Here is a 23,951-nt window from a genome sequence, read left to right on the forward strand (position 1 = left end):
GTTTAGTTTTTGGGTTGATCAGATATTATCTCTGGATAAATAACTTCGTCAGATTGGGCTTTTGGAGTCTCACCCTGGCTTTCCGATTCAGAAGGAATCCCCTGTTCGTTTTCAACAGAAGGTTGCGAAGTATCTGTTGATGGCACATCGTTATTCTCATCAGGCATATCTATCTCTGTGTCTGCGTCAGGAACAGCAGAATCCGTTTCCTCTGGTGGAATTTTCTCTTGATCTATTGTAGGGACCTCAACCTCTGGAACTTCTTTTTCCTTGATATCTGGTTTGGACGGGACCACTGGTCTAGCAGAACGCGGAAGCTGTTCTCTTCCAACTTCAGTAGGCACATACTTTTGATTAAACCAGTCAGTCACGAGTTGACCCGATTGACGGGAATAACGCCCTGGCAGCTTACCTGTAAGGCTAGAAACCGTAACTCTTACAACACCTTCCGGCCGTATAAAGTGCTTATTCTTAAAAAGCTCAGGCTGGTCCTTAACCGCCTCATTCATGATCAGTGCCCACACTGACTGTGCTCTGGAATGGCCTTCTTGAGATAATGTATTAACCTGTTGACGGTAACCAGCCCAGACGCCTAGTGTAACGTCAGGTGTGTACCCCATAAACCACACATCACCAAAGTTTTGTGTCGTACCGGTTTTACCGGCGATATCAATGGCACCGTAGCTTTTAAAAGCATTTTGCAGGCGTTTACCAGTTCCCCTCGGATCTGATATAACCGTTTTGAGCATATCCGTCATCAGAAATGCGGTTTGCTGCGAATATACACGCTTCGTCTGCGGTTTAAATTCATATATGATCTTTCCGTTGGCATCCGTAATTTTGCTGATCAGATGAGGTGCATTATATACACCCATATTGGGAATCGTTCCGTATGCTGCGGTCAGTTCCTCGACGGATACCCCTTTACTTAGTCCACCCAAAACCCCTGTCTGAGCATGTTCATCCTGCGGCTGAATCGTCGTAATTCCAAGAGAACGCACAAAATTCCAAGCGTTTGGAATTTTAACTTCATATAGGAACAGCCTCAGCGCAGGGATGTTGATTGACCGATTGAGTGCTTCACGGGCTGTCATAAGCCCCTCGTACCGTCTGTTATAATTTTTAGGAATATGATAACCTTTACGCCCGTCTTTCAATATGATTTGTGAATCATCAATAAGACCGGCTGGCTGAGTGTAGCCCTTTTCCAAAGCAGGTAGATAAGCAGCAATAGGCTTCATGGCAGAACCGGGCTGACGTGTCATTTGAGTTGCATAGTTCATTTGCTCGGTATTAAAATCCCTGCCTTCGATCATACCAAGTATGGCCCCTGTTTTATGATCAATCATGATTGCTGCAATCTGCTCTAATCCCTTTTTCTTACTGTATGGAGAAAAGTTTTGTGGATTGGCTGCAATCTGCCGCATATTGTTATAAATTTTTTTATTTATCGTTGTATAAATTCGATATCCGGACCGTTGTAACTCTTCTCGCGTATTTTGAAGAAGCTCGGCATGCTCAGGCTTGGAAATCTCGGCTGGCGTGATATCCGGATTTTGCTGGAGCGCTAACAATTGGGCGGCTTCCCGCTCCGTCTCCAGCATCAAATAAGGGAATGTGTTATAACTTTTTTCGCGATGTGGCGCAAGAGTCGCTTTCACATCAAATTGAAGCGCCTCGTTATATTCGGATAGCGTAAGTTTACCTGTTGCCAGCATTCTCCCCAACACGACACGTTGGCGCTCCATCGCTTTATTGAAGCCTTCTTCATCAAAGTTCCCTTTACCATCAAAAGCGGAATAAACAGATGGTAGTTGCGGGAGACCTGCCAAATAAGCCGCCTGAGCAATATGAAGCTTATGTAGATCACTTACATTAAAAATCCCTAATGAAGCAGACTTGATTCCATATAAATTGTAACCAGCGGAACCATTACCAAAGGGCATTTTGTTTAAGTAAGCCGTTAATATTTTATCCTTGCCCATAAACCGCTCCATACGCAGTGCCAGCAGCATTTCCTTCACCTTGCGGCTGTCCGTCTTATCCAGACTGAGAAAAACCCTTCGGGCTACCTGCTGCGTCAGTGTGCTGCCGCCTGTTTGGCGGTTTTCATTCAAAAGCTTCTGCTTAACAGCCCGAGCTGTTCCCTTTAAATCCACACCACGATGCTCATAAAATTGGCTGTCTTCCGTTGAAATGAGGGCGTCCACAATAGACTGAGGAACATCCTTCAGATCAACGAGCTGTCGATCCTCCTCCATGCGCATTCTTCCAACCGGAGTTACCTGATCATTAAAAAATACAAAGCTGGTCAGAGCGTTCTCATTTACCTTTTCATATATCAACTGACGTGATCGTACAGGTTCATCATGAACCAGTGCCGCTACATAACCGGATATAAGACCTCCAGCAAATAGCACTCCAAGTACACCCGCAAACGAGAACCACTTGATATTAATCAGCAAAACTCTGCCAAAAATACGCCACCTACTGCGTTTTTGAGATGATGGTCGACGTTTTGGGTTCATAAAAATGGTTTTCTCCCCTCAATATTCATTCATTTCCACTTGTTTTTGCTCAAGATATTATGATACGCCATGTTAGGTTTTCCGTAAACTGTAACGTTCCAAAAAATACATTTGTATTAGGAACACTTGTTCTGTATATAATACTACTATAAAAGTATACATTCAAGAATATTTTGAAAGGATAATCCACACATATCAGGAGAGGAGGTCGAACTTTTGAAGGAACGCAGAAATAGAACCATATTCTTATCAGACTGCCAAAGTTTTTATACCAGCATCGAAAAAGCAGATGATCCCAAATACCAACATAGGCCACTCGTTGTGGCCGGTGACCCTGCACTTCGTTCAGGCATTATTTTAGCTGCGTGTCCGCTGGCCAAAAAATACGGTATATCTACAGCAGAACGTCTGGGAGAAGCGGTGAAAAAATGTCCTGACCTTATCATTGTACGTCCGCGTATGCAGCATTATATCGATGTCTCATTAAAAATAACAGAAATTTATAATGAATATACGGATTTGGTTGAGGTTTTCAGCATTGATGAACAGTTTCTGGATATGAGCGGAAGCCTCTCCCTGTTCGGGGATCCGGTGAGTATTGCAAGTGAAATTCAGCAAAAGGTACTGGCACAAACAGGAGTATGGATTCGAATTGGTATCGGCTCCAACAAGATGCTGGCTAAAACCGCAACAGATATATGGGCTAAAAAAAATGACAGTGGCATTTTTTTGTTGCCTGCATCCGATATTGCAGCGTTGCTATGGCCCCAGCCAGTACGTCTTATGTTCGGCATCGGTTCGCGCATGGAACGGCATTTGGAGAAGCTTGGACTACACACCATTGGAGATATCGCACGTACTCCCTTACCCCGGCTACAGGACAGATTCCGGTCTCATTTCGGTAAGCAGTCCGATATTCAGGCAGAGGTAATATGGCGAACTGCTAACGGGATCGATCACAGCCCGGTCAAGCCGGAAACATTTAATACACCTCCCAAATCCATCGGTCATATGATGACTCTTCCTCGAGACTATCTCCAGCCTGCGGAAGTGGAAACCATCCTGCTTGAACTAACAGAGGAGGTGTGTCGGGACGCCCGCCGCAAAGGATATATGGGCTCGGTTGTGACTGTTCATTGTATATGCAGTCCCTACGAGGCACCAACCGGATTCTCCCGACAAATGAAGATACCCGATCCTACAAACCATACCCAAAAGGTATATGAAACCGTTAAAAAAATCTTTTATACTTTTTGGAATCATATGCCTGTGAAGCGCACAGGAGTTACTTTAAGCGGATTGGTGGATGATCAACTGTATCAATTGGATTTTTTTGAGGATCAGGAGCGATCCCGTGCTTTGGAAAAGGTGACGGACACTTTAAAGGATCGGTACGGTCAGTCCATCATCATGCGCGCATCGTCGTTAACAGATGCCGGACAGGCCATGGAACGGTCTATCAAAATTGGCGGTCATTACAAATAAAAAGTCTCATGATAAGCACACACTAGCTATTGCCCGGGGAATGAACTAAAACAAACCAAAAAGGATCGCCTGATATCAGGCAATCCTTTTTTTATCTGTGCTTCACAAAAAAACATGGAGAGCGCTTCGAAGCACCTCTTCAAACAGCAATCAACGGAACATTCCCCACAGCTTGATTAGATGGAATGTGTTGGACGGATCAATTTTTTGTGCCAATACGAAGGCGGTCAATTGCTCCTCCTGCGCAGCCGTCAAACGCTCGTTTAAAATAGCAGAAGTGGACTTCACAAGATGACGTACCTTAGCTTTATTTTGCAGGTCCGCTTTAGTCACACCTTCGATCTGCTGCTTAACCCGATCCTTGAGCGCACGATTCTTCATTTTCAACTTAATCCGCTCCACCAGTTGCGGACTGATTCCATATTGCTGATAGCTCAATGTTGCCACACCTCCCATATCATTCGGTCATTCCCAAATATATGACGGCCAGCCTGTCCATTGTGCCTAACTGTTTAAAACGTTTTGAACAGCCTCATGATTCATGGTGGATTAGTCGATGAGATCCCCCTGGAAAATCTGCTCTTTTTGCAAATAACCGCGCAGTGCTTCATACTGCGGAGATGTCCAAAAGGAAGCATCCTTGATCAGATCAGTTGCATCCTCACGCGCCTTTTCCAGCACCTCAAAATCCGCTACCATATCTGCTAAACGAAACTCGGGTAGCCCACTCTGCTTGGTGCCAAAAAAGTCACCCGGCCCTCTCAAATCCAGATCACGTCTAGCTACCTCAAAACCATCATCCGTATCGGTCATAACCTTCATCCGCTCCTGACCAACCTCCGACTTAGGATCAGCGATCAGTACACAATACGAGGCATGTGCTCCCCGTCCGACACGTCCACGTAATTGATGTAACTGGGACAGCCCAAAACGATCCGCATCCATAATGATCATTAGCGTCGCATTGGGGACGTCCACCCCCACCTCCACAACCGTCGTTGAAACGAGTAACTGAACCTCATTCGCATAGAAAGAACGCATAACTTCTTCCTTTTCTGCGGGAGTCATTCGTCCATGTAATAGCCCCACGCGGTAATGTGGAAAAGCCTGTTGCATTTGAATATGCAAATCGATGGCATTCTGTACGTCCAGCTTCTCCGATTCTTCAATCAACGGGCAAATCAGATAAGCCTGCCGTCCCTGATCTACCTCGCGGGAAATAAAACCAAGTACCCGATCCATCAGTTCGTGCTTCACCCAATAGGTGGAAATTGGAATACGCCCCTTCGGCCGCTCTGACAACGTAGAAACATCCATATCGCCAAACGCAGTGATAGCCAGCGTACGAGGGATCGGTGTGGCCGTCATTGTCAGCACATCGGGATTATAGCCTTTGCGACGCAGTACACTACGCTGGTTCACTCCGAATCTATGCTGCTCATCCGTTACAACAAGCCCAAGCTGGCGAAAATATACATCTTCCTGAATGAGAGCATGGGTGCCTACTACAATGTCCAGCTGACCCATTTGGAGAGCAGCTAGCAACTCCTTACGCTTCTTCCCGGTTGTACTCCCAGTCAGTAGACCTACACTGATTCCAAAGGGCTCAAACAGCTTGTGAAGCGACCGCATATGCTGCTCGGCCAATATTTCGGTTGGCACCATCAGCGCTCCCTGAAAACCAGAACGTACTGTGGCAAATAAACCGATGGCAGCAACAACTGTTTTACCTGACCCAACATCTCCCTGAAGCAGACGGTTCATACAATAAGGTGAGCGTAGATCGTGCAGTATTTCAAGCTCTACCTTCTTCTGTGCATCCGTTAATTCAAAAGGCAAAGCCCTTACAAATTCACGAATCGTGGCGTTATCCACTGTATGTACCACCCCGTCCGCTCGACCACGATTTAACGCCCGGAATGCCTGCATTTTCAGCTGAAATAAAAATAGCTCCTCATACACCATCCGCCGACGAGCCTCTTGCCCCTCGCGGTTGTCCTGAGGCTGGTGTATACCCGCAATAGCCTGCTTGCGCGGCATCATACTATATTTGCGTACAAGCAACTCAGGCAATATTTCGGGGATCATTTCACCAAACTGCTGGAGCGTCTGATTCATCGTTTTTCGCATCCAGCTTTGCGTAATCTTGCCGCCTATAGAGTACACCGGTTGAAGTGTCCCCGAGCGGGCTACTCCTTTATCAGGAAACTCAGAATCTGCAACAGTCATCTGCATACGTTTGAGGTCCCATTTACCAGTCACCACAATTTCACGACCTGAGGTTAGCTGCTCCTTCATGAAATGCCGATTAAACCACGTCGCGGTAAACATCCAATCCTCAGCCATCAATTTACAAGTCAACCTTGATTTGCGCCCGTAACGCTGAAGCACCGGAATGCCCATAATTTTGGCCTGTACCGTAATCTTATCTCCGTCCTTCACTTCGCTTAGCGAGCGCAGTCGGTAATCTTCATACCGAAACGGATAATATTCCAGCATGTCCTGTATGTTAGAAATGCCAAAAGCGTGAAGCTCTCCCTCTTTGAGAGCACTCACGCCATGTATTTGTTTTAAAGGTATTTGATCCAATTGCAGCATATTACCTCTCATCTCCGGCCGGCCATACAAAAATGCCAATCGTTCCTGGCCCTACATGGGTCCCAATCACAGCACCAAGTTCAGTATATATTCGATCTCCCAGCTCAAAATGCTCTGCCAGCTGAGCCACGAACGCTTCTGCCGCTGAGCGATCTGCCGTATGACCCACAGCAATATTAATTTTTTGGCCTTTTAAATCCTGCTCCAGTAGTTCAATAATTCGTGCTGTCGCTTTTTTATGCCCTCTCGCCTTATCAACCGAATAAATAATGCCTTCTTTGTCAATCGAAAGAATCGGCTTAATGTTAAGCAACGTACCAACCATTGCCGCTGCCTTGCCAATACGTCCGCCTTTTTGTAAGTATTCCAGGGTATCTACCAGGAAATACAAACAACGGCGCTCCCCACGGCGTTCCACAGCACGAATAATATCAGCCGGGGAGTGCCCGGCAGCCGCCAGCTCTGCCGCATAAACCACTAGCATGCCGTATCCGTATGAAGCTGATTTGGAATCCACCACAGTCACTCTATGTTCATGCTTCTCCAGCATGGATTTGCCCAGCAGAGCAGACTGATACGTTCCGCTCACACCCGAGGATAAATGGATAGAGATAACCTGGCTCTCGGGGTATTGCTCCAACAGCGTCGTGTATGTCTCCAAAAAACGGGCTGGTGAAGGCTGTGACGTCGTAGGCAGCTCATCAGCCCGTACTAGTTCGCTGTAAAACTGCGACGCTGACATCTCAATGCCGTCCAGGTAAGCTGTGCTGCCGAACATCACTGTCAATGGTACAACAACTATACCGAGACGGTCTGCTAATTCTTGCGGAATATCAGCCGTGCTATCCGTCAAAATGATGGTACTGCTCATCAGTCAGACCTCCTTTTGTTGTGGACTTCCATGGGCGTGCTAAAGCACATCAGGTTTCCACTGAGAACAAATAAGGATAAATCGGCTGACCACCTTCATGAACTTCCACTTCAGCATCCGCATAATTTTCTTCAAGCCATGCAACAAGCTGATCTGTGTCTTCTTGATTTGCGTCTGAACCTGTGAGAATCGTCACAATTTCATCGCCATTCACCAGCATTTTCGCTAACAAAAGACGGGACGTTGCCATTAAGTGTTCCTCGGTCGCTACAATCTTGGAATCCTGAATACCGATGTAGTGCCCGGCTGTAATATGCAGGTCATCTAGCGTCGTGTCCCGTACCGCGTAGGTCACTTGCCCAGACTTCACCCGGGTGACTGCGTCACGCATATTGTCCTGATTTACCTCAAAAGCCTCTTCCTCCTGGAAGGCAAATGCTGCCGCAATGCCCTGAGGAATTGTTTTGCTCGGAATAACCGACACCATGCGTTCCATCTCTAGCAGTTCACGTGCTTGTTCTGCCGCCAAAATAATATTGGAATTATTCGGAAGAATAAAAATATGTTGAGCCGCAATCGAGCGCGCCGCATTAACGAAGTCCTCTGTGCTCGGATTCATTGTCTGGCCGCCAGAAAGGACAACATCGACGCCTAAACTTCTGAAAATATCAGCAATTCCTTCACCGGAAGCCACAGCTATAAAACCAAAGGATCCCAGTTCATGAGCGGGTGGCTCAGACGGCTCTTCCTCACGTGCAGGCTCTGTTGGTATTTCAGCAAACCACTCAGGCTCAGGAGCAGCATCCATACCCGCAGACAACAAATCACGATGCTGCTCGCGCATATTTAAAATACGAATCTGTGTGATTTCTCCGTAATGCAGTGCCAAATTCAGCACTTCACCAGGAGCCTTAGAATGTACATGAACCTTGATGACATCATCGTCTGAAATTACGATAATAGAATCACCATCTACGGATAACGCTTTCCGGAAGGCTTTCTCATCAAAATCGGTACCTTGCGCTTCGCCCAATTGTCGATTAATAAAAAACTCCATATCATACAAAAATTCAATATTATCCGTTTCGAGCTTCGCTTGCGCAGAAAGCGGCGCATCTGGGGAAGGAACAACTATAGTAGCAGTAGGTCTCTCCGATACGTGAGGAGCAAAAACCGGGCGTACATTATCACTTTTTGCAATTGGAGACGTCACTAAGCCGCTTCCAAGATGCTGCATAAAGCCTTCATAAATGTACACAAGACCTTGCCCACCCGAATCTACAACTCCTACTTGCTTCAGTACAGGGAGCATGTCCTGCGTCATGGCAAGCGTTTCCTTCGCTTTGGCAAGCACTTCTTCCATCAGTTCCGTGATGTCGTTCGTCCGGCGCGAGAAAAACACAGCATGCCTGGCCGCTTCCTTCGCTACGGTAAGAATTGTACCCTCCACCGGCTTAACCACCGCCTTGTAGGCCGCATCCACCCCGCTCTGCAATGCCGATGCGAACTGAAGGGTATTCAATTCCTCGTATGGGGCAGCGTAACGGCTGAAGCCACGAAACAACTGAGACAGGATAACCCCTGAATTGCCGCGGGCTCCCATCAGCAAACCTTTGGATAATATGCCGGACATGACACCGATGGAGGAAGAATCCCCCCTCTTTAATTCCGTTACGCCCGCGCTCATCGTCAAATTCATGTTGGTTCCCGTATCACCGTCTGGCACCGGGAATACATTTAGTGAATTGACATGTTCCGCATGCTGCTGTAATTGTTCCGCCCCGGCTAAAACCATTGCGGTAAAATCTGTTCCATTCAAAGAACGATTACTCAAGAGAATTCCCCTTCCTAGCTTAATACACTTGTTTTACTATCAACCTTCACCACACCTTATCCAGCTGTGCCTACAGGTTCAATTAAATTATACTAAAGCCAGACGACGAATACGAATGTCACACTTTCATAAGCTCTTGTACTCACGTCTGGTCGCTCTTCTACAGGTCATATAAAATGAAAAACCAGTCAACTACCCAACAATAAATCATCGGCTGGAATGATAACTATAGTCCCGCCTCTGAATCGCCGGCATGACTGGAATAAGAATTCACATTCCATTTAAATACAAAATAATCGCAGCAATAACTATCCCATATTGTACTATAATGCGAAAGAGAAATAAATAAAGTTTTTGAATCAGTTGACGGAGCTTTTTTGACTATGATATTATATTTAAGTATTGTTTTGTTCAGGTTAGTGACTTACAAAGTCCGGCTGACCCAGTCGGCCTGAAGAGAGACCCGTTCCATATGGAATTTGGTTATTTTCAGAATAGGAGGTGGAATCATGTCTCGTAAATGTTCTGTAACAGGCAAAAAGCCTGGCAGCGGTAACCACGTATCTCACGCTAACAACCGTAATCGCCGTACTTGGGGCGTCAACGTACAAAAAGTTCGCATTCTCGTTAACGGTAAACCGAAACGCGTTTATGTCAGCACTCGTGCATTGAAAGCCGGTAAAGTGACTCGCGTGTAGTCGTAAAAAAATATCGTTATAAACAAAAGGCACCTCGTTTTAAACGGGTGCTTTTTTGGTTATTCGAAAGTAATATCCATCTGGTTCAGGAAAATAAAATGTCAGGCACCTTCCCGTGCGTTCCAACCTTTTACTGCCGAGCTACCTATCTGTTATGCCCGGGAAGCGTGCCCTGTGTACCTCTTAGCTTTCATCCTACATCCTGTGTTTACATTACGTTGAATTCAGTTTTTCTGGAATGTATTCAAAATGGCTTTAACGAATCCACCCAGAAATTTTGGCAGCTTGATTGTGTAAAACTTCATGCCTCACCCTCCCCATCATCCTCCTGCATCCGTTCTCTGTAGTTTATGCAACCTGTCAAGGGTTGTTGCCCCACAAAAAAAGGCTACATGAGAATCCCGCTCATGTAACCATATTTATGCACAACCATCCCAGGCTATACCATCAGACAAGTCCGCGAACATAGAGATATGCTGAGAGTATGAAAATAAACAGGATATAATAAAGTACGCTGCACACCACAAAACCTATTCGTAAACCACGCCGTTCATTTTTTCGAAAATAGAACAGTACAATTAGAACAGCCAAAAGTGAAAGAACGGCATTCCAAGGAGCCTTCACTAGCGAGAAACAGCTAAGGGTCAACCCCGTCGCCATGCTCGCTACAGTCATCCACAATGCTTCAGTCAGCTTCACTTGGACAAACGAACAACACTGTCCCGAATCGCAGCAATAGCCGCTGCGCGGTCTGCTCTGCCGAATACCGCACTACCAGCCACCAGCACGTCAGCCCCCGCTTCAAATACGGCTGGTGCCGTCTCCTCCGCAATACCTCCGTCTACCTCGATATGTACGTCTGGACGACCCAATTCGTTCAACCAAGCACGGATTTGTCTGATTTTATTTAACGTCTCTGGAATGAAGGACTGACCTCCAAAGCCAGGATTGACCGTCATCACCAGAATCATATCCACATCTGGCAGCACTTCCTTGATCGCATATGGTGAAGTACCCGGATTGAGAGCCACTCCAGCCAGAGCACCTTGCTGCTTGATCAAGTGAAGGACACCATGCAAATGAACACAGGCCTCAGCATGAACAGTGATGATATTGGCTCCTGCTTTTACGAAATCGCCAATATAGCGTTCAGGATGCTCAATCATCAGATGAACATCCAAGGGAAGAGTCGTATGCGGACGAATAGCCTGAACGATAGGTGGGCCCAGTGTAATATTGGATACAAAATGTCCATCCATTACATCCACATGAATCCAGTCTGCCCCTCCTGCCTCAGCTTCCGCAACTTCACTGCCCAAGCGAGCAAAATCAGCGGATAAAATCGACGGTGCTATTTTTAACATATACTCAGTACCTCCGCTTTTTTTCTTTTAATTCCTGATAGAACTGCAAATAGCTATCATACCGTCCCTGTGAAATATGTCCTTCTTCCAGAGCCTCTCTTACTTTACAGCCAGGCTCGTGAATATGGGTACAACCCCGAAATTTACATCCTTCCGCATACTGCTGGAATTCACGAAAACAGGGAGATAGTTCATCCACACCTAGCTCCAGAAAATCCAGCTGGCTAAACCCCGGAGTATCTGCTACAAACCCTCCGTTGTCTAGAGGAATCAGCTCCACATGACGAGTCGTATGTCTTCCTCGGCCCAGCTTATTGCTTATGGCACTCGTCTCCAGCGTTAACCCAGGCTCCAGAGCATTAAGCATGGAAGACTTTCCTACACCTGACTGCCCGGAAAACACGCTGATTTGACCAGCCAATAGCTTCTTAAGCTCAGCCGTCCCTTCTCCGGTACGGGCACTGGTTACCAGCACCTCATAACCGATCTTCTGGTACATTTCCTGAACGGCCAGCACGGTGTCATCCTCTGAAGGGTTGCCTTCATACAAATCGCGCTTAGTCAGACAGATAATCGTATCCAGCCCGGCGTGCTCAATATGGACTAAAAATTTGTCCAGTAAAGGCAGGTTTAAATCTGGCTCACGCAAGGAAAACAGTAGCACGGCAAGCGTGGTATTAGCTACCGGAGGACGAATTAGCTCTGTCGTACGCTTTCTAATCTCCTCGACCATACCTTCCCCGTTCTCAGTCAGTTCGTAAACGACCCGATCACCGACAAGAGGCGTAATCTCTTTTTTCTTAAAAATGCCGCGTGCTCTGCATTGTACTGTAGCTTCGCCAGATACCGGACGCCCATCCTGATCCAGGCTGGAGACATAATAATATCCGCTAAGCGCCTTGACGATCAGACCTTCAGGCATGTGTAAGATGTCCTCCTTCATAATGTTCAAGTTTCATTGCGTATAACAGGTTGAGCATCTTCTTATTGCAAATTTACTGATGCTGAACAGCCTCAATCACTTTTTCCTTCTTTTTGTGGGAAGCGTGGCCTGGGTTGTTTTTATGACTAACCGCCAACTCACTGCGTGTACCCCCCGTGGAATTCGTTCCAGGCACAAAGGCGGAAGGGTCACCATTACCTCCAGTGCCCTCCTGATTGTTCGAGTCGTCTCCACGATTACCACTATCATTAGAAGATCCCCCGCTATCACCTTCCTCGCCGTTTCCACTTCCATTCTGCGAGGAAGTACCATCAGGTGTATCCGTTGGTGAAGCTCCGGCAGGCGGAGCAATTTGAGGCATCGTCACTGTTCCATTTTTTGCCTCAATATAAGAGACTGGATACGTATCAATAAAGTCACCATCTCTAAATACTGAGACAACACTGTCTTTGTTCGGAGCCATTAGCAGGTTGATAGTGAACACCTGTGTCGTATTAATTGTACGGCTTCCCCATTCCTGATTTTCTCCACGTGCATCCGTATAAGTGATACGAATTTTGCTATTTTTACCCTCTTCCTTCGGCGCAACAGGCACATTAAATGGCAGCGTAATTGCTTCTGGTGGATAACCAGTGCTTACATAAAACGTAATTTCCGTACTTGGTGGCAACTCACTGCCTGCCTCTGACGGCCACTGTTTGGTTACTCTTCCTTTTTCCTGCTCATAGCTAAATTCTTCTTTAATCGAGCCAACCTTCAGCCCTGCCTTTTTGACCTCATTTTCCGCTTGATTCTGCGTCTTCCCTACGAGACTTGGCATTTTCACAGTGTCAGCGCCCTTGCTGACTGTGAGCACAACCTGGACTGAATCCTTATCAAATGGCTCATTGGCAGGGGGTATCTGACTAAGTACAGTCCCTGCGGCCTGATCACTGAACTGCTCATTTTGCTGAATCTGCGTCTCCTTAATTTGCTGGGCGGTCAGCAGCTTAACAGCATTCTCGTAGCTTTGGCCTTTGACATCAGGCATCGGGCTGAGCGGCTTGGCAATCCCGACTTTCAGACTAATCTTGGTTCCTTCCTTGACTAAAGAATCTGCAGGATAGCTTTGATAAAATACAACTCCAGGCGCGATTCCTTCTTTGTATTCATGCTGGATTGGCTCCTCAATGAGTAGCCCCGCTTTACTGAGATTAACCTTCGCTTGGTCTTCTGTTTGTGTCAATACACCTGGTACTTTTACCTCAGGCACGACGAGTACACTTTGCACATAGTACACCACTCCGCCCATGCACAGAAGTAACACCAACACTAGTGTTACCCACAAGATCGCTTTTTTTCTATTTTTTTTGGGCGATTGCTTGCTCGAAAGCTGTTCAGACTCACGCGGCTGGGCAGGTACATCATCCCCGCTAGAAGACATCCCTAATTGTTGAGGCTTAATAGCCGGAATAACCCGTGTTTGATCCTCATCATCCAAATGTGTAAACTCCAGCTTGGATTCATTACGCCGTCCCGGCAGCAAACAGGTTTCCAAATCTTTTAGCATTTCGTCTGCCGATTGATAACGCTCTTCTGGATTTTTGCGCATGGATTTTAGAATGACATTTTCCACACTTTGCGGAATCAACGGATTAATTTTACGCGGTTCCTCAAATTCCTCTTGCAAATGCTTGAGCGCTACACTAATTGGACTTTCTCCGAGGAAAGGGAGCTGCGCCGTCAGCATTTGATATAAGACAATACCTAAAGAATATAAGTCCGATTTTTCGCCGGTGACGACACCCTTTGCATGCTCAGGTGAAAAATAATGAACAGAACCTACAACAGAACCCGTCTGGGTAATGGTCGTTGACGTAACGGCTCTAGCAATCCCAAAATCGGTTACCTTAACCCGTCCATTACGTCCAATTAATATATTATGAGGCTTAATGTCTCGGTGAATAATCTGATTTTGATGGGCATGCTCCAGCGCATCACAAATCTGGGATGCAATCCGTACTGCTTCATCCACTTGCAATGGCGCACGTTCTTTAATAATCTCATTCAAATTTTTACCTTCGATGCACTCCATTACAATATAATGGATTTCATCCTCTTGGCCGACATCATAAATACTGACCACATTCGAATGCGAAAGCGAGGCCGCAGACTGCGCCTCACGCCGAAACCGGCGAATAAATTCCTCATCATGAACAAATTGCTGGCGCAACACTTTAACTGCAACATTACGATTCAGCAAAATGTCTTGAGCCTTATACACCAGCGCCATACCGCCGCCACCGATGCGCTCAATAATTTCGTATCTTCCCCCTAGCAGGTGCCCGATCATGCGTCACACCCCTTTTCACTCAATGAAACCGTGTCATCGGGCAATTCAAACAAAGCTACAGTAATATTATCGTCTCCTCCGGCAAGTAACGCCAGATGTAGCAGACGATCCGCGCGCTCCTCCAAAGGATTCTCTGCAGCACCTACTACTTTGCTGATTTGTTCTTCCGTTACCAGATTGCTTAATCCGTCGCTACACAGTAACAGTACATCGCCTTTTTCCAGCGCAATGGAGTCAATATCCACTTTCACCTCGGAATCAGTGCCCAGCGCCCGTGTCAGTACATTGCGACGAGGATGGTTCTCCCGTTCTTCCTTACTGATCTGACCGTTTTTGAACAGCTCATTAACCAAAGTATGGTCTTCTGTAAGCTGACGTACCGCTCCTTTGGAAATGACATAGGCCCGACTGTCACCGATATGTCCGATAATTCCGGATGCGTCGTTTAATAAAACCGCAACAACTGTCGTTCCCATATTATGATACTTTTCATCGCGTGCTGCCGTCTGGAAGATGACTTCATTGGCATGCAAAATAGCGTCGCTGAGCGCCGCCGTCAAAGAATGTGCGGATAATCCGCTCTCCAGCGTCGCCAAATCAGCGGCAAGTGTCTCTACCGCAAGGCGGCTGGCCGTATCACCGGCCAAATGCCCCCCCATACCATCGGCAACAATCCCAAGAATATAGCCTTGCTCTAAGTGCCTGATCCAGGCAGAATCCTCATTCACCGAACGTACACGTCCGACATGGCTGACATGAACTGTTTTGATCAAATGGTTTCACCCCAACTCCATATGCTTTGCACGCAACTGACCGCAGGCAGCGGCAATATCGTGACCCTGTTCACGCCGGATCGTCACATTGACGCCTTTTTCGGCAAGAATACGTTGAAAATTAAAAATATCGCTACGCGATGTGCGCACATACTTGCGCTCAGGCACATGGTTGACTGGAATCAAATTGACGTGACACAGCATGTCCTTTAACACATCCGCTAGCTCTTCAGCATGTTCTGCCTGATCGTTTACCCCACCAATCAGGGCATATTCAAACGAAATTCTCCGCCCGGTCTTAGCAAGATAGTAACGTAGAGAATCCATAACATCCTTAAAGGGATAACGCCGATTTACAGGCATCAGCTTCGACCGAAGCGCATCATTAGGCGCATGAATGGATATTGCCAGATTAATCTGGGTATCCTCGTCAGCAAATTTATAAATATTCGGTACAATCCCGCTGGTCGACACTGTGATATGACGTTGACCAATATTCAGACCTTTTTCATGAACCATTGTACGCAAAAACGTCATGGTCGCTTCATAGTTTTCAAAAGGCTCGCCTGAGCCCATAATCACGATGCTGCTCACTCGTTCATTCGTTTTATCCAAAATTTTCTGAGCCTGTACTACCTGTGCAGTAATTTCACCAGCTGTCAGGTTCCGTTTGAGGCCTCCGAGCGTCGATGCGCAGAAAGTGCAACCAATCCGGCATCCCACTTGCGTCGTTACACAAATACTGTTTCCATAATTGTGTCTCATAATGACCGTTTCAATGGCATGATCATCGTGCAAACCGAACAGGAATTTTACTGTACCATCCTTCGATTCCAACTTTGTAATTTCACTAAGCGTCACAAAACTAAATTGCTCCTCAAGCTTCTCTCTCAGCGCCTTGGACAAATTCGTCATCTCGCTGAAATCATTGACCCGCTTCACATACAGCCAGTCAAAAATTTGTCCGCCACGAAAAGCAGGCTCGCCATTGTTCTTGGCCCAGTCCTGAAGCTCCTCCAGAGTTAAATCATATATAAAAGGTTTCATCAATGTTTGCACCCGTTCCTTCTTCATTAAGTTCTGTTTGATCGTAGATAGTATTTTTCATTCTTCCTATTTTAGCACAAATCGCTGGAGGGGTAAAAATTTTTCATCTTCATGCAAAAAACCGCCGGAAATGTTCCGGCGGAATGTGGAAATACTGGTGGGCAGCTGCCTGGAATTCTCTTCCGCGCTATTTCACCCGACGCAGGCGCGCGATATAAAACCCGTCGCTGTGGAAATGCTGCGGTAACAGCTGTACCGAGCCTCCCTGAATACTATCCTTTTCGCGGCTCACGTCCGGGAAGGAATGACCCTCTGCCAATTCATACTCTGGATGTTCGCTTAAAAACCGAGTCAATTGTCCTTCATTTTCGTCCGGTTCAATCGTGCATGTGCTGTATACCAGAATACCACCTGGCTTCAACAGTCCCGCCACACTATCCAGCAGCTCATGCTGAAGCTGTGTAATGTCGCGAACATCCTGCGCAGTTTTGCTCCAACGCAGGTCCGGCTTACGACGAATTACCCCAAAGCCAGAGCATGGTGCATCCAGCAAAATACGGTCAAAAGAAGCTGGAGCATATCGTTCCTGCAGTTCTAGCGCATCACCAGTGACTGTTTCCACGGCATCCAGGCCAAGTCGATTAGCCTGTTCACGAATTAATTGATGCTTATGGGCATGCAGGTCATTCGCAACGATCCGTCCGTGATCCTTCATCAGCTCAGCCATATGAGCTGTTTTGCCACCTGGAGCGGCACAGCAATCCAGTACCAGCATGCCAGGCTCAGGAGCGACTGCTTCGGCAACGAGCATGGAGCTTTCATCCTGTACGGACAGCAAGCCGTCCGTATACCACGAGGTAAGCGCCATATTTCCACCGCTGCGAACAACAATCCCATAGGGACTAACTGCCGAAGGAACGGCATCAAGCCCTTTTGAGTTCATCTCGTCCAGCAACTGGTCACGGCTGGTCATTGTCGTATTCACCCGTACGCTGACCGCAGGGGGCTCATTATTAGCCTGACAGATAGCCTCAGCAGTATCTGCACCGTATTGCTTAATCCAGCGCTTAACCAGCCACTGTGGATGGGAATGTTCTAATGAAATCCGTTCCTCCGGTGACAAATCGTCAGGAATACGCAGCTTGTCCGGCTCACGCAGCATGCTGCGGAGCACGCCGTTGACCATACCGGAAATCCCCTGATGCCCACGCCGCTTGGCAATAGTCACCGCTTCACTAACGACTGCATGATCCGGAACTCGATCCAGATACACCACCTGATATACACTCATCCGCAGCAACGAACGTACCCAAGCCTGAAGCTTGGCCGTTCCTTTTTGAACAAATTTATTCAAAAAATAATCTAGTGTATTTCGGCGTGCGACTGTACCGTATACAAGTTCCGTCGCCAAACCAGCGTCACTTGCAGATAAACCTGCCTGCTGAAGCCGACGATTTAGCTCAAGATTGCTATACGCACCCTCTTGCTCCACACCGGTCAACACATCAAGTGCAACTTCCCGCGCCGTCTGATTGCGAGTCTTGCCAGTTCTGGCACCCACTCCCTTGCCTTGGCCTCCCTGGCGGGAGTGACTCCCGCTCATCCGAGCACCATGCCTGGCTTCATCTGTCCGCCGCGTGCAAAGGTTCCGGCATCCATAACCTTTTTGCCAGCCGGTTGAACCTGAGTCAGCCAGAGAGTTCCTTCGCCTGTCTGCACCTCAATGCCACGAGCGGTCAATTGAAGAACTGTTCCGGGTGCTGGAGCATTTGAGCCACTCACTTCATTATTTATGAAAGGCTGCTCAGCAGCCCATATTTTAAAAACATTTCCCTCCCAAAGCGTAAACGCGCCCGAAAAAGGAACAAGGCCGCGAATCCGGTTGTATATCTGCTGTGCATTGTCATTCCACGAAATACGCTCATCGTCGCGGTTCAGGTTAGGAGCATAGGTAGCCTCGTCCTCATTTTGCGGCGTACGGTCTGATTGGCCTGCCAGCAACTTGGGCAGCTCGTCCTGCAAAAGCTTTGCTCCAGCTACGCTTAACTTCTCAAAAATCGTACCAGAGGTATCCTCCGGCTCTATAGCAACCTCAACTCGCGATATCATATCGCCAGTATCCAGTCCTTCCGCCATATACATCAGCGTCACACCCGTCACGGTCTCACCGTTAATAATCGCACGCTGGATCGGTGCACCTCCCCGATAACGGGGAAGTAACGACCCATGCACATTCAGACAGCCGAACCGAGGCAGGTCTAGTACGGACTTAGGCAAAATTTGCCCATAGGCTGCGGTTACGATCAGATCAGGACGCAGCTCTGCCACCTGAGCCACCGCTTCTGGCTGGCGCAGGCGGGTTGGTTGCAGTACAGGTAATCCGCGTTTTTCTGCCGCTTCCTTGACTGGTGTAGGCGTCAATATTTTTTTTCGTCCCTGCGGCTTATCGGGCTGTGTAATCACACCGACCACGTTATAACCGTTGTCCAGTAACATGTTCAGCGATGGCACTGCAAACTCAGGCGTACCCATAAAGATAATACGAATGTCTTGACTCATCGAACCTCACTCTCCTATCTGACGGTTCGGTCCTGGCTGTTCCAGCGCAACCTCATATACTTTTTCTGCAATATCCGTGAATAAAATTCCATTTAAATGGTCAATTTCATGCTGAAAAGCACGAGAAAGCAACCCTGTCGCTGTAACGGTAATGGTTTTACCCTCGCGGTCCAGTCCCTTGACTGTAACCTTCTCGGCACGACGCACATCCCCGTTCAACCCTGGTATACTCAGGCAGCCTTCAGGACCCAATTCCTCCCCTTCTTCGGCCACGATCTCTGGATTAATCATTTTAATCAAACCATGCTCATCTCCAGCATCTACAACGATGAGACGCTTCAAAATACCTACTTGCGGAGCAGCAAGACCTACTCCCTCCGCTTCATACATCGTATCTGCCATATCGTCGAGCAGCTTTTGCACATTAGGCGTAATTTTAGTGACTTCCTTTGCTACTTTGTGCAATACGTCATCCGGCTCCAACACTATAATTCTAATTGACATGACAACAGAACACCTTCCTCTTTATGCTTCATTTAGGCCTAACTGTATTCATCACAAACGCGACTGCTACATTATCCTATGTACGGACGGCTTGTCCGCATTATTTGTGCTAATAACTTTTGTGGCCACACTCTACATAAGCATTTGCGGATCAACATCCAGACTAATCAGCAACTTTTGTGCCTGTGCGGATTCGGCCATTTCATCAGCTACTTGCTGAGCCAAACTAATCGCATCGATATTTCCACGCCATTTTATCATACATTGAAATCGGTATCTATTCTTGATTCTCGAAATGGGTGAAGCTACTGGTCCCAAAATGTCGAGTACATCCGATGTAAGACGATCCATATTCCCGAACCAGCCCCGTTGTCTGGCCCGTCCCTGTAGTGTTGCTGAATAATTCTCAGCCAGCCGAACCAGCACCGGGAGTTGTTCATGAGAAAAGGTCACCAAAATAAGACGACAATATGGTGGATAGTGCAAATTGCGGCGGTGTTTCAATTCTTCCCTCACAAAAGAAGCATAATCATGGCGACTTGCGTGAATCACCGAATAATGCTCTGGAGTATAGGATTGTACGAATACTTCCCCTGGCAATTGATGTCTCCCAGCACGTCCAGCTACTTGTGTTAACAGCTGAAAAGTCTTTTCCGCAGCCCGAAAATCTGGTAAATTGAGAGCCGAATCCGCAGTAATGACACCAACCAGTGTCACATCGGGAAAGTCCAGGCCTTTGGCAACCATTTGAGTACCGAGCAGCACGTCCGCTTTTTTATCACGAAATTGCTTGAGAAGCTTTTCGTGGGCGTTTTTTTCTGTCGTTGTATCAACATCCATTCGAACAACACGTATACCGGGGAATAGCTTCGCCAGCTCTTCTTCCACTCGCTGGGTACCTGTACCGAAATAGCGAATATGCTCACTACCGCACTCAGGGCATGTCTGAGGTACGGGCTCGGAATAACCACAGTAATGGCAACGTAAATTGTTCGACCGCTGATGATACGTAAGCGAAATATCACAATGCGGACAACCCGCGACATAGCCACAGCTACGGCACATGACGAACGTGGAGTGCCCACGCCGATTCAACAGGAGTACCGTCTGCTCCTTACGCTCTAACCGCTCTGCAATTCCATTATGCAACGCACGGCTGAACATAGAGCGGTTGCCAGCACGCAGTTCCTCACGCATATCCATGATATGTACTTCGGGTAACATGTTCCCCAATGCGCGAGTTGGCATTTCAAGCAGCAACGGAGCAAACTCGTCGTTGCTTTGTGAGCGAGCCGCATAGTAGCTTTCCAGCGATGGTGTAGCCGAGCCGAGAATAACGACAGCCCCATGCTGATGGGCTCTGCGAATGGCGACATCACGCGCATGGTATTTAGGTGTCTCTTCCTGCTTATAGGACGTTTCGTGCTCCTCATCCATAATAATAAGACCTAACTCACGAAAAGGCGCAAATACTGCCGAGCGAGCACCAATCGCCACTTTCACACGGCCTTCGCGTATTTTGCGCCACTCATCGTACCGTTCCCCCCCGGACAACCTACTGTGCATCACTGCTACCTGATCGCCAAACCGGCCTTTAAAACGCTCAACCATTTGTGGGGTTAACGATATTTCAGGTACCAGCACAATGGCCTGCCGATTCTGCTCGATACAACGCTGAATCGTCTGTAGATAGATTTCCGTCTTACCGCTCCCTGTGACTCCATGCAACAAATAAGCTCCTTGCTCACGCGTGTCCAGCTGGCGAATAATCCGTTCATATACCGACTGCTGCTCTGCTGTGAGAGGGAGTGGCTCTGTAGGCTTGAAGTGTCTGCCCCGGTAGGGGTCGCGGAACACTTCGACATCCTCCAGCAACACATAGCCCTTATCTTCCAGCGCCTTAACCGTTGCAGCCGAGACACTCAGTGAGGTCATGACTTCCTTCAGCGACAGAGGCAGAAACTCGCTACGTTCCAGCAAAAAAGCAAGTACCTCCCGCTGACGCTGCGCTTTGGCAGAAAATTGCTCCAGCGCCGTTGATGCCTCGTCTATGCCGATAGCCAGATCAACGGATTTCATGGTCTTTTTGCCAAGTTTGTCTTTGATAACTTGACTTTCCTGAAGCACACCCCGGCGTAACAGTGATTTAATAACTTCAGCTTCCTCAGGGAAACGTCGACTGAGTTGCTGCAATGGGACTTGCTCCTTCTCCTGAATGAAGCTAACGATCCGACGCTCCGTCGGATCACTCATACCATCGTCGGTCAGAAGTGCCCATTCGAGTTCATCGCCCTGATTCGGTTGTATAGTACGTTGTGGATGCGTTAACTCATGCTGTTCCGCAATTGAGATATAACGTTCTGCTTTGCCCTTGAGCGCGGTAGGAATCATCACTTGCAGTGCCATAATTTGATTACAAGCATAACGTTCGCTCATCCATTTGCCCAGTTCGACTAGGTCGGCAGATAAAGGTGGTACCAAATCCAGCAGCTCCTGGATCGCTCTCATTCTGTATTTCGGTGGATCATCAGCTGGGACTACCGAGATGACAAAAGCCTGCACCGTCCGTTTGCCAAATGGCACAGCTACCCGACTACCCGGCTCAATCCAAGGTCTCATTGAGTCTGGTATCAGATAATCGAAGGTGCGGTCCGTATCCTTGGCAGGTACATCGACAATGACCTTGGCAACTAAATTGCCTGTCTCCATTAATGCAGCACCCCACCCATACGTCCCGCGGCTATAGTAAGCAACTTACGCGCAACTTCTTCCTTTGACTGTACAGGAATACGCTCTACGATCCCGCTTCGGTCATAAATTTGAACAGCATTCGTATCGACGCCAAAACCAGCACCATTCACAGTTACATCGTTTGCCGCGATCAAATCACAATTTTTACGTTCTAATTTATCTATCGCATACGTCTCCAAATGTTCAGTTTCAGCTGCAAAGCCAATTAAAAATTGATGTTTCTTACTCCGTCCGAGTGATTCTAAAATATCGACGTTCTTCACTAACTCTAGCGTAAATACACTATCTTTTTTCTTGATCTTGGTCTGTGCAATCTCACGTGGTCGATAATCTGCAACTGCAGCAGCCATAACGACCATATCGCTCGTTTCCCATTGCTTTAATACAGCGTCGTACATATCTTCAGCTGACTGGACTCTTTCAAGCATAATACCAGTAGGCGGTTCCGCGCTGGTATTGGCAGCAATCAAGTGCACCTCTGCACCCATCTCCTGAGCCACTTTTGCAATGGCAAAGCCCATTTTGCCAGATGAATCATTTGTGATATAACGTACTGGATCAATTCGCTCGATCGTGCCTCCAGCCGTTACAATGACTTTTTTGCCTGAAAGCACCGATTCTTTCTCATTCACAAGTGACTCAGGCACTTGAGCCTCCATAGATTCGTCACCAAACCATCGTGGTTCAGACTTGATGTTGGTTTTTTGTTCCTGAGCTTGCTGATCAAAAAAACGCTCTATGGTTTGCACAATTGTGTCCGGCTCTTCCAAACGTCCTTTGCCAACGTAACCGCAAGCCAGTAATCCTTCACCGGGCTCAATCATCTTCACGCCACGTGATACAAGCGTCTCCATATTTTGCATGACTGCCGGATGAGTGTACATATGTACATTCATCGCAGGTGCCACCATAATAGGTGCTGTTGTAGCCAGCAACGTTGTAGACAACATATCATCAGCAAGACCATGCGCCATTTTCCCGATAATATTCGCAGTTGCAGGAGCAACAAGCACCAAATCAGCCGCATCCGCCAGATGAATATGGGATACGACTGATGGCTCTCTTTCATCAAATGTGTCACTGTACACCGGATTACGAGAGAGCGACTGCAGCGTAAGTTCGGTAATAAACTCCTTGGCAGAGGCCGTCATAATTACATGAACATCGGCGCCCTTTTGCGTCAACCTACTACACAGCGCTGCCCCTTTGTAAGCAGCAATTCCGCCAGTTATACCAAGAATAATAACTTTTCCCTTCAACATCGTTAACTCCCCCTGACCTAAAAAAATAACAACCTTGCGGTTGTCAAAGGAATTGGCATTGCGCCCGGTTATAATAGTTGTGTATAATTCTTACTCGTCTTCGCCGCTTTCAAGACGCAGATGATCCGCGTAAATCTCTTCCAACGCCACTCCAACCTGTTTGTGGGATTTAGGATTCTTGAGAGTCGTCTTTTCACCCTCGCGCAACTGTCTGGCACGACGTGAAGCCGCTACAACCAACGAATACTTACTATCTGCCTTTTTCATCATTTCATCAATGGAAGGATACAGCACGAATAGACACCTCTTCATGTAGTTTTGGGACTGTATAAGCTGAACTCCAGTGTACACCTTCAAGCTCAGCTTATACAGTATTATTTCTCTTTAGCTACGCTTGGCATA

Annotated in this window: 19 protein-coding genes; 2 read left to right on the forward strand and 17 right to left on the reverse strand. The window is 47.3% G+C overall.

Translation table 11 applies throughout. The annotated features are described in order from the left end of the window. Positions 1-2: 2 nt before the first annotated feature. Positions 3-2,528, reverse strand: a complete 2,526-nt coding sequence (locus T3H97_RS15695) for a transglycosylase domain-containing protein (RefSeq protein WP_328800213.1) — start codon at positions 2,526-2,528, stop codon at positions 3-5. Between the two features lie 216 nt (positions 2,529-2,744). Here T3H97_RS15695 and T3H97_RS15700 point away from each other — a divergent pair, with 216 nt between their 5' ends. After that, positions 2,745-4,013, forward strand: coding sequence for a DNA polymerase IV (locus T3H97_RS15700; RefSeq protein ID WP_328800214.1), 1,269 nt, complete (start codon positions 2,745-2,747; stop codon positions 4,011-4,013). A 150-nt stretch (positions 4,014-4,163) separates the two neighbouring features. Here the strand turns inward: T3H97_RS15700 and T3H97_RS15705 are convergent, their stop codons facing one another. The 4 genes from T3H97_RS15705 to T3H97_RS15720 all read right to left on the reverse strand — a co-directional run bounded on the left by T3H97_RS15705 (position 4,164) and on the right by T3H97_RS15720 (position 9,316). Further along, positions 4,164-4,451, reverse strand: coding sequence for a stage VI sporulation protein F (locus T3H97_RS15705; RefSeq protein WP_250239366.1), 288 nt, complete (start codon positions 4,449-4,451; stop codon positions 4,164-4,166). 111 nt (positions 4,452-4,562) lie between these two features. Next, entirely contained in the window at positions 4,563-6,611 is a 2,049-nt protein-coding gene (recG, locus tag T3H97_RS15710) for an ATP-dependent DNA helicase RecG (RefSeq protein WP_328800215.1), read from the reverse strand. Between the two features lies 1 nt (position 6,612). After that, positions 6,613-7,482 (reverse strand): DegV family protein, encoded by an 870-nt coding sequence (locus T3H97_RS15715; protein ID WP_328800216.1) that lies wholly within the window; start codon positions 7,480-7,482, stop codon positions 6,613-6,615. 49 nt (positions 7,483-7,531) lie between these two features. Next, the gene (locus tag T3H97_RS15720; protein ID WP_328800217.1) at positions 7,532-9,316 is read right to left on the reverse strand and encodes a DAK2 domain-containing protein; all 1,785 of its coding nucleotides are present in this window, start codon (positions 9,314-9,316) and stop codon (positions 7,532-7,534) included. A 509-nt stretch (positions 9,317-9,825) separates the two neighbouring features. Between T3H97_RS15720 and rpmB the strand changes: the two genes are divergently transcribed. After that, positions 9,826-10,014: a 50S ribosomal protein L28 gene (gene rpmB / locus T3H97_RS15725; RefSeq protein WP_013310881.1), complete on the forward strand. Its 189-nt coding sequence runs from the start codon at positions 9,826-9,828 to the stop codon at positions 10,012-10,014. Positions 10,015-10,238: 224 nt separating this feature from the next. On the opposite strand, the gene spoVM is transcribed toward rpmB, so the two are convergent. The 12 genes from spoVM to rpoZ form a co-directional block, all read right to left on the reverse strand. Then, positions 10,239-10,319, reverse strand: a complete 81-nt coding sequence (gene spoVM, locus T3H97_RS15730; protein WP_010345573.1) for a stage V sporulation protein SpoVM — start codon at positions 10,317-10,319, stop codon at positions 10,239-10,241. Positions 10,320-10,709: 390 nt separating this feature from the next. Next, entirely contained in the window at positions 10,710-11,378 is a 669-nt protein-coding gene (gene rpe / locus T3H97_RS15735) for a ribulose-phosphate 3-epimerase (RefSeq protein WP_328800218.1), read from the reverse strand. A gap of 4 nt (positions 11,379-11,382) precedes the next feature. After that, positions 11,383-12,300: a ribosome small subunit-dependent GTPase A gene (gene rsgA / locus T3H97_RS15740; protein ID WP_250239376.1), complete on the reverse strand. Its 918-nt coding sequence runs from the start codon at positions 12,298-12,300 to the stop codon at positions 11,383-11,385. 73 nt (positions 12,301-12,373) lie between these two features. After that, positions 12,374-14,653 (reverse strand): Stk1 family PASTA domain-containing Ser/Thr kinase, encoded by a 2,280-nt coding sequence (gene pknB / locus T3H97_RS15745; RefSeq protein ID WP_328800219.1) that lies wholly within the window; start codon positions 14,651-14,653, stop codon positions 12,374-12,376. Then, a complete protein-coding gene (locus T3H97_RS15750; RefSeq protein WP_025723490.1) occupies positions 14,650-15,426 on the reverse strand; it encodes a Stp1/IreP family PP2C-type Ser/Thr phosphatase in 777 nt (258 codons plus the stop codon). The genes pknB and T3H97_RS15750 overlap by 4 nt, the downstream gene beginning before the upstream one ends. A 6-nt stretch (positions 15,427-15,432) precedes the next feature. Next, positions 15,433-16,473 (reverse strand): dual-specificity RNA methyltransferase RlmN, encoded by a 1,041-nt coding sequence (gene rlmN / locus T3H97_RS15755; RefSeq protein ID WP_013310887.1) that lies wholly within the window; start codon positions 16,471-16,473, stop codon positions 15,433-15,435. Between the two features lie 187 nt (positions 16,474-16,660). Continuing rightward, on the reverse strand, positions 16,661-18,076 hold the full coding sequence (gene rsmB, locus T3H97_RS15760; protein ID WP_328800220.1) for a 16S rRNA (cytosine(967)-C(5))-methyltransferase RsmB: 1,416 nt from the start codon (positions 18,074-18,076) through the stop codon (positions 16,661-16,663). Further along, positions 18,073-19,032, reverse strand: coding sequence for a methionyl-tRNA formyltransferase (gene fmt, locus T3H97_RS15765; RefSeq protein ID WP_025723487.1), 960 nt, complete (start codon positions 19,030-19,032; stop codon positions 18,073-18,075). The genes rsmB and fmt overlap by 4 nt, the downstream gene beginning before the upstream one ends. Before the next feature lie 6 nt (positions 19,033-19,038). Next, on the reverse strand, positions 19,039-19,536 hold the full coding sequence (def, locus tag T3H97_RS15770) for a peptide deformylase (protein ID WP_061829023.1): 498 nt from the start codon (positions 19,534-19,536) through the stop codon (positions 19,039-19,041). 132 nt (positions 19,537-19,668) lie between these two features. Continuing rightward, positions 19,669-22,245 carry a primosomal protein N' gene (gene priA / locus T3H97_RS15775; RefSeq protein ID WP_328800221.1) on the reverse strand — a complete coding sequence of 859 codons (2,577 nt, stop codon included), beginning with the start codon at positions 22,243-22,245 and terminating at the stop codon, positions 19,669-19,671. Then, positions 22,245-23,549, reverse strand: coding sequence for a bifunctional phosphopantothenoylcysteine decarboxylase/phosphopantothenate--cysteine ligase CoaBC (coaBC, locus tag T3H97_RS15780; RefSeq protein WP_328800222.1), 1,305 nt, complete (start codon positions 23,547-23,549; stop codon positions 22,245-22,247). The genes priA and coaBC overlap by 1 nt, the downstream gene beginning before the upstream one ends. Before the next feature lie 90 nt (positions 23,550-23,639). Then, positions 23,640-23,843: a DNA-directed RNA polymerase subunit omega gene (gene rpoZ / locus T3H97_RS15785; protein ID WP_013310893.1), complete on the reverse strand. Its 204-nt coding sequence runs from the start codon at positions 23,841-23,843 to the stop codon at positions 23,640-23,642. Between the last annotated feature and the right edge of the window lie 108 nt (positions 23,844-23,951).

The organism is Paenibacillus sp. LX16, from assembly GCF_036252815.1.
GTDB lineage: Bacteria > Bacillota > Bacilli > Paenibacillales > Paenibacillaceae > Paenibacillus > Paenibacillus polymyxa_B.

Coding starts and splice junctions, on each gene's coding strand:
- T3H97_RS15695 (WP_328800213.1), bottom strand. CDS start 2,528: ATGAACCCAAAACGTCGACCATCATCTCAAAAACGCAGTAGGTGGCGT.
- recG (WP_328800215.1), bottom strand. CDS start 6,611: ATGCTGCAATTGGATCAAATACCTTTAAAACAAATACATGGCGTGAGT.
- T3H97_RS15715 (WP_328800216.1), bottom strand. CDS start 7,482: ATGAGCAGTACCATCATTTTGACGGATAGCACGGCTGATATTCCGCAA.
- rpmB (WP_013310881.1), top strand. CDS start 9,826: ATGTCTCGTAAATGTTCTGTAACAGGCAAAAAGCCTGGCAGCGGTAAC.
- spoVM (WP_010345573.1), bottom strand. CDS start 10,319: ATGAAGTTTTACACAATCAAGCTGCCAAAATTTCTGGGTGGATTCGTT.
- rpe (WP_328800218.1), bottom strand. CDS start 11,378: ATGTTAAAAATAGCACCGTCGATTTTATCCGCTGATTTTGCTCGCTTG.
- rsgA (WP_250239376.1), bottom strand. CDS start 12,300: ATGCCTGAAGGTCTGATCGTCAAGGCGCTTAGCGGATATTATTATGTC.
- pknB (WP_328800219.1), bottom strand. CDS start 14,653: ATGATCGGGCACCTGCTAGGGGGAAGATACGAAATTATTGAGCGCATC.
- rlmN (WP_013310887.1), bottom strand. CDS start 16,473: ATGAAACCTTTTATATATGATTTAACTCTGGAGGAGCTTCAGGACTGG.
- rsmB (WP_328800220.1), bottom strand. CDS start 18,076: ATGAGCGGGAGTCACTCCCGCCAGGGAGGCCAAGGCAAGGGAGTGGGT.
- fmt (WP_025723487.1), bottom strand. CDS start 19,032: ATGAGTCAAGACATTCGTATTATCTTTATGGGTACGCCTGAGTTTGCA.
- def (WP_061829023.1), bottom strand. CDS start 19,536: ATGTCAATTAGAATTATAGTGTTGGAGCCGGATGACGTATTGCACAAA.
- priA (WP_328800221.1), bottom strand. CDS start 22,245: ATGGAGACAGGCAATTTAGTTGCCAAGGTCATTGTCGATGTACCTGCC.
- coaBC (WP_328800222.1), bottom strand. CDS start 23,549: ATGTTGAAGGGAAAAGTTATTATTCTTGGTATAACTGGCGGAATTGCT.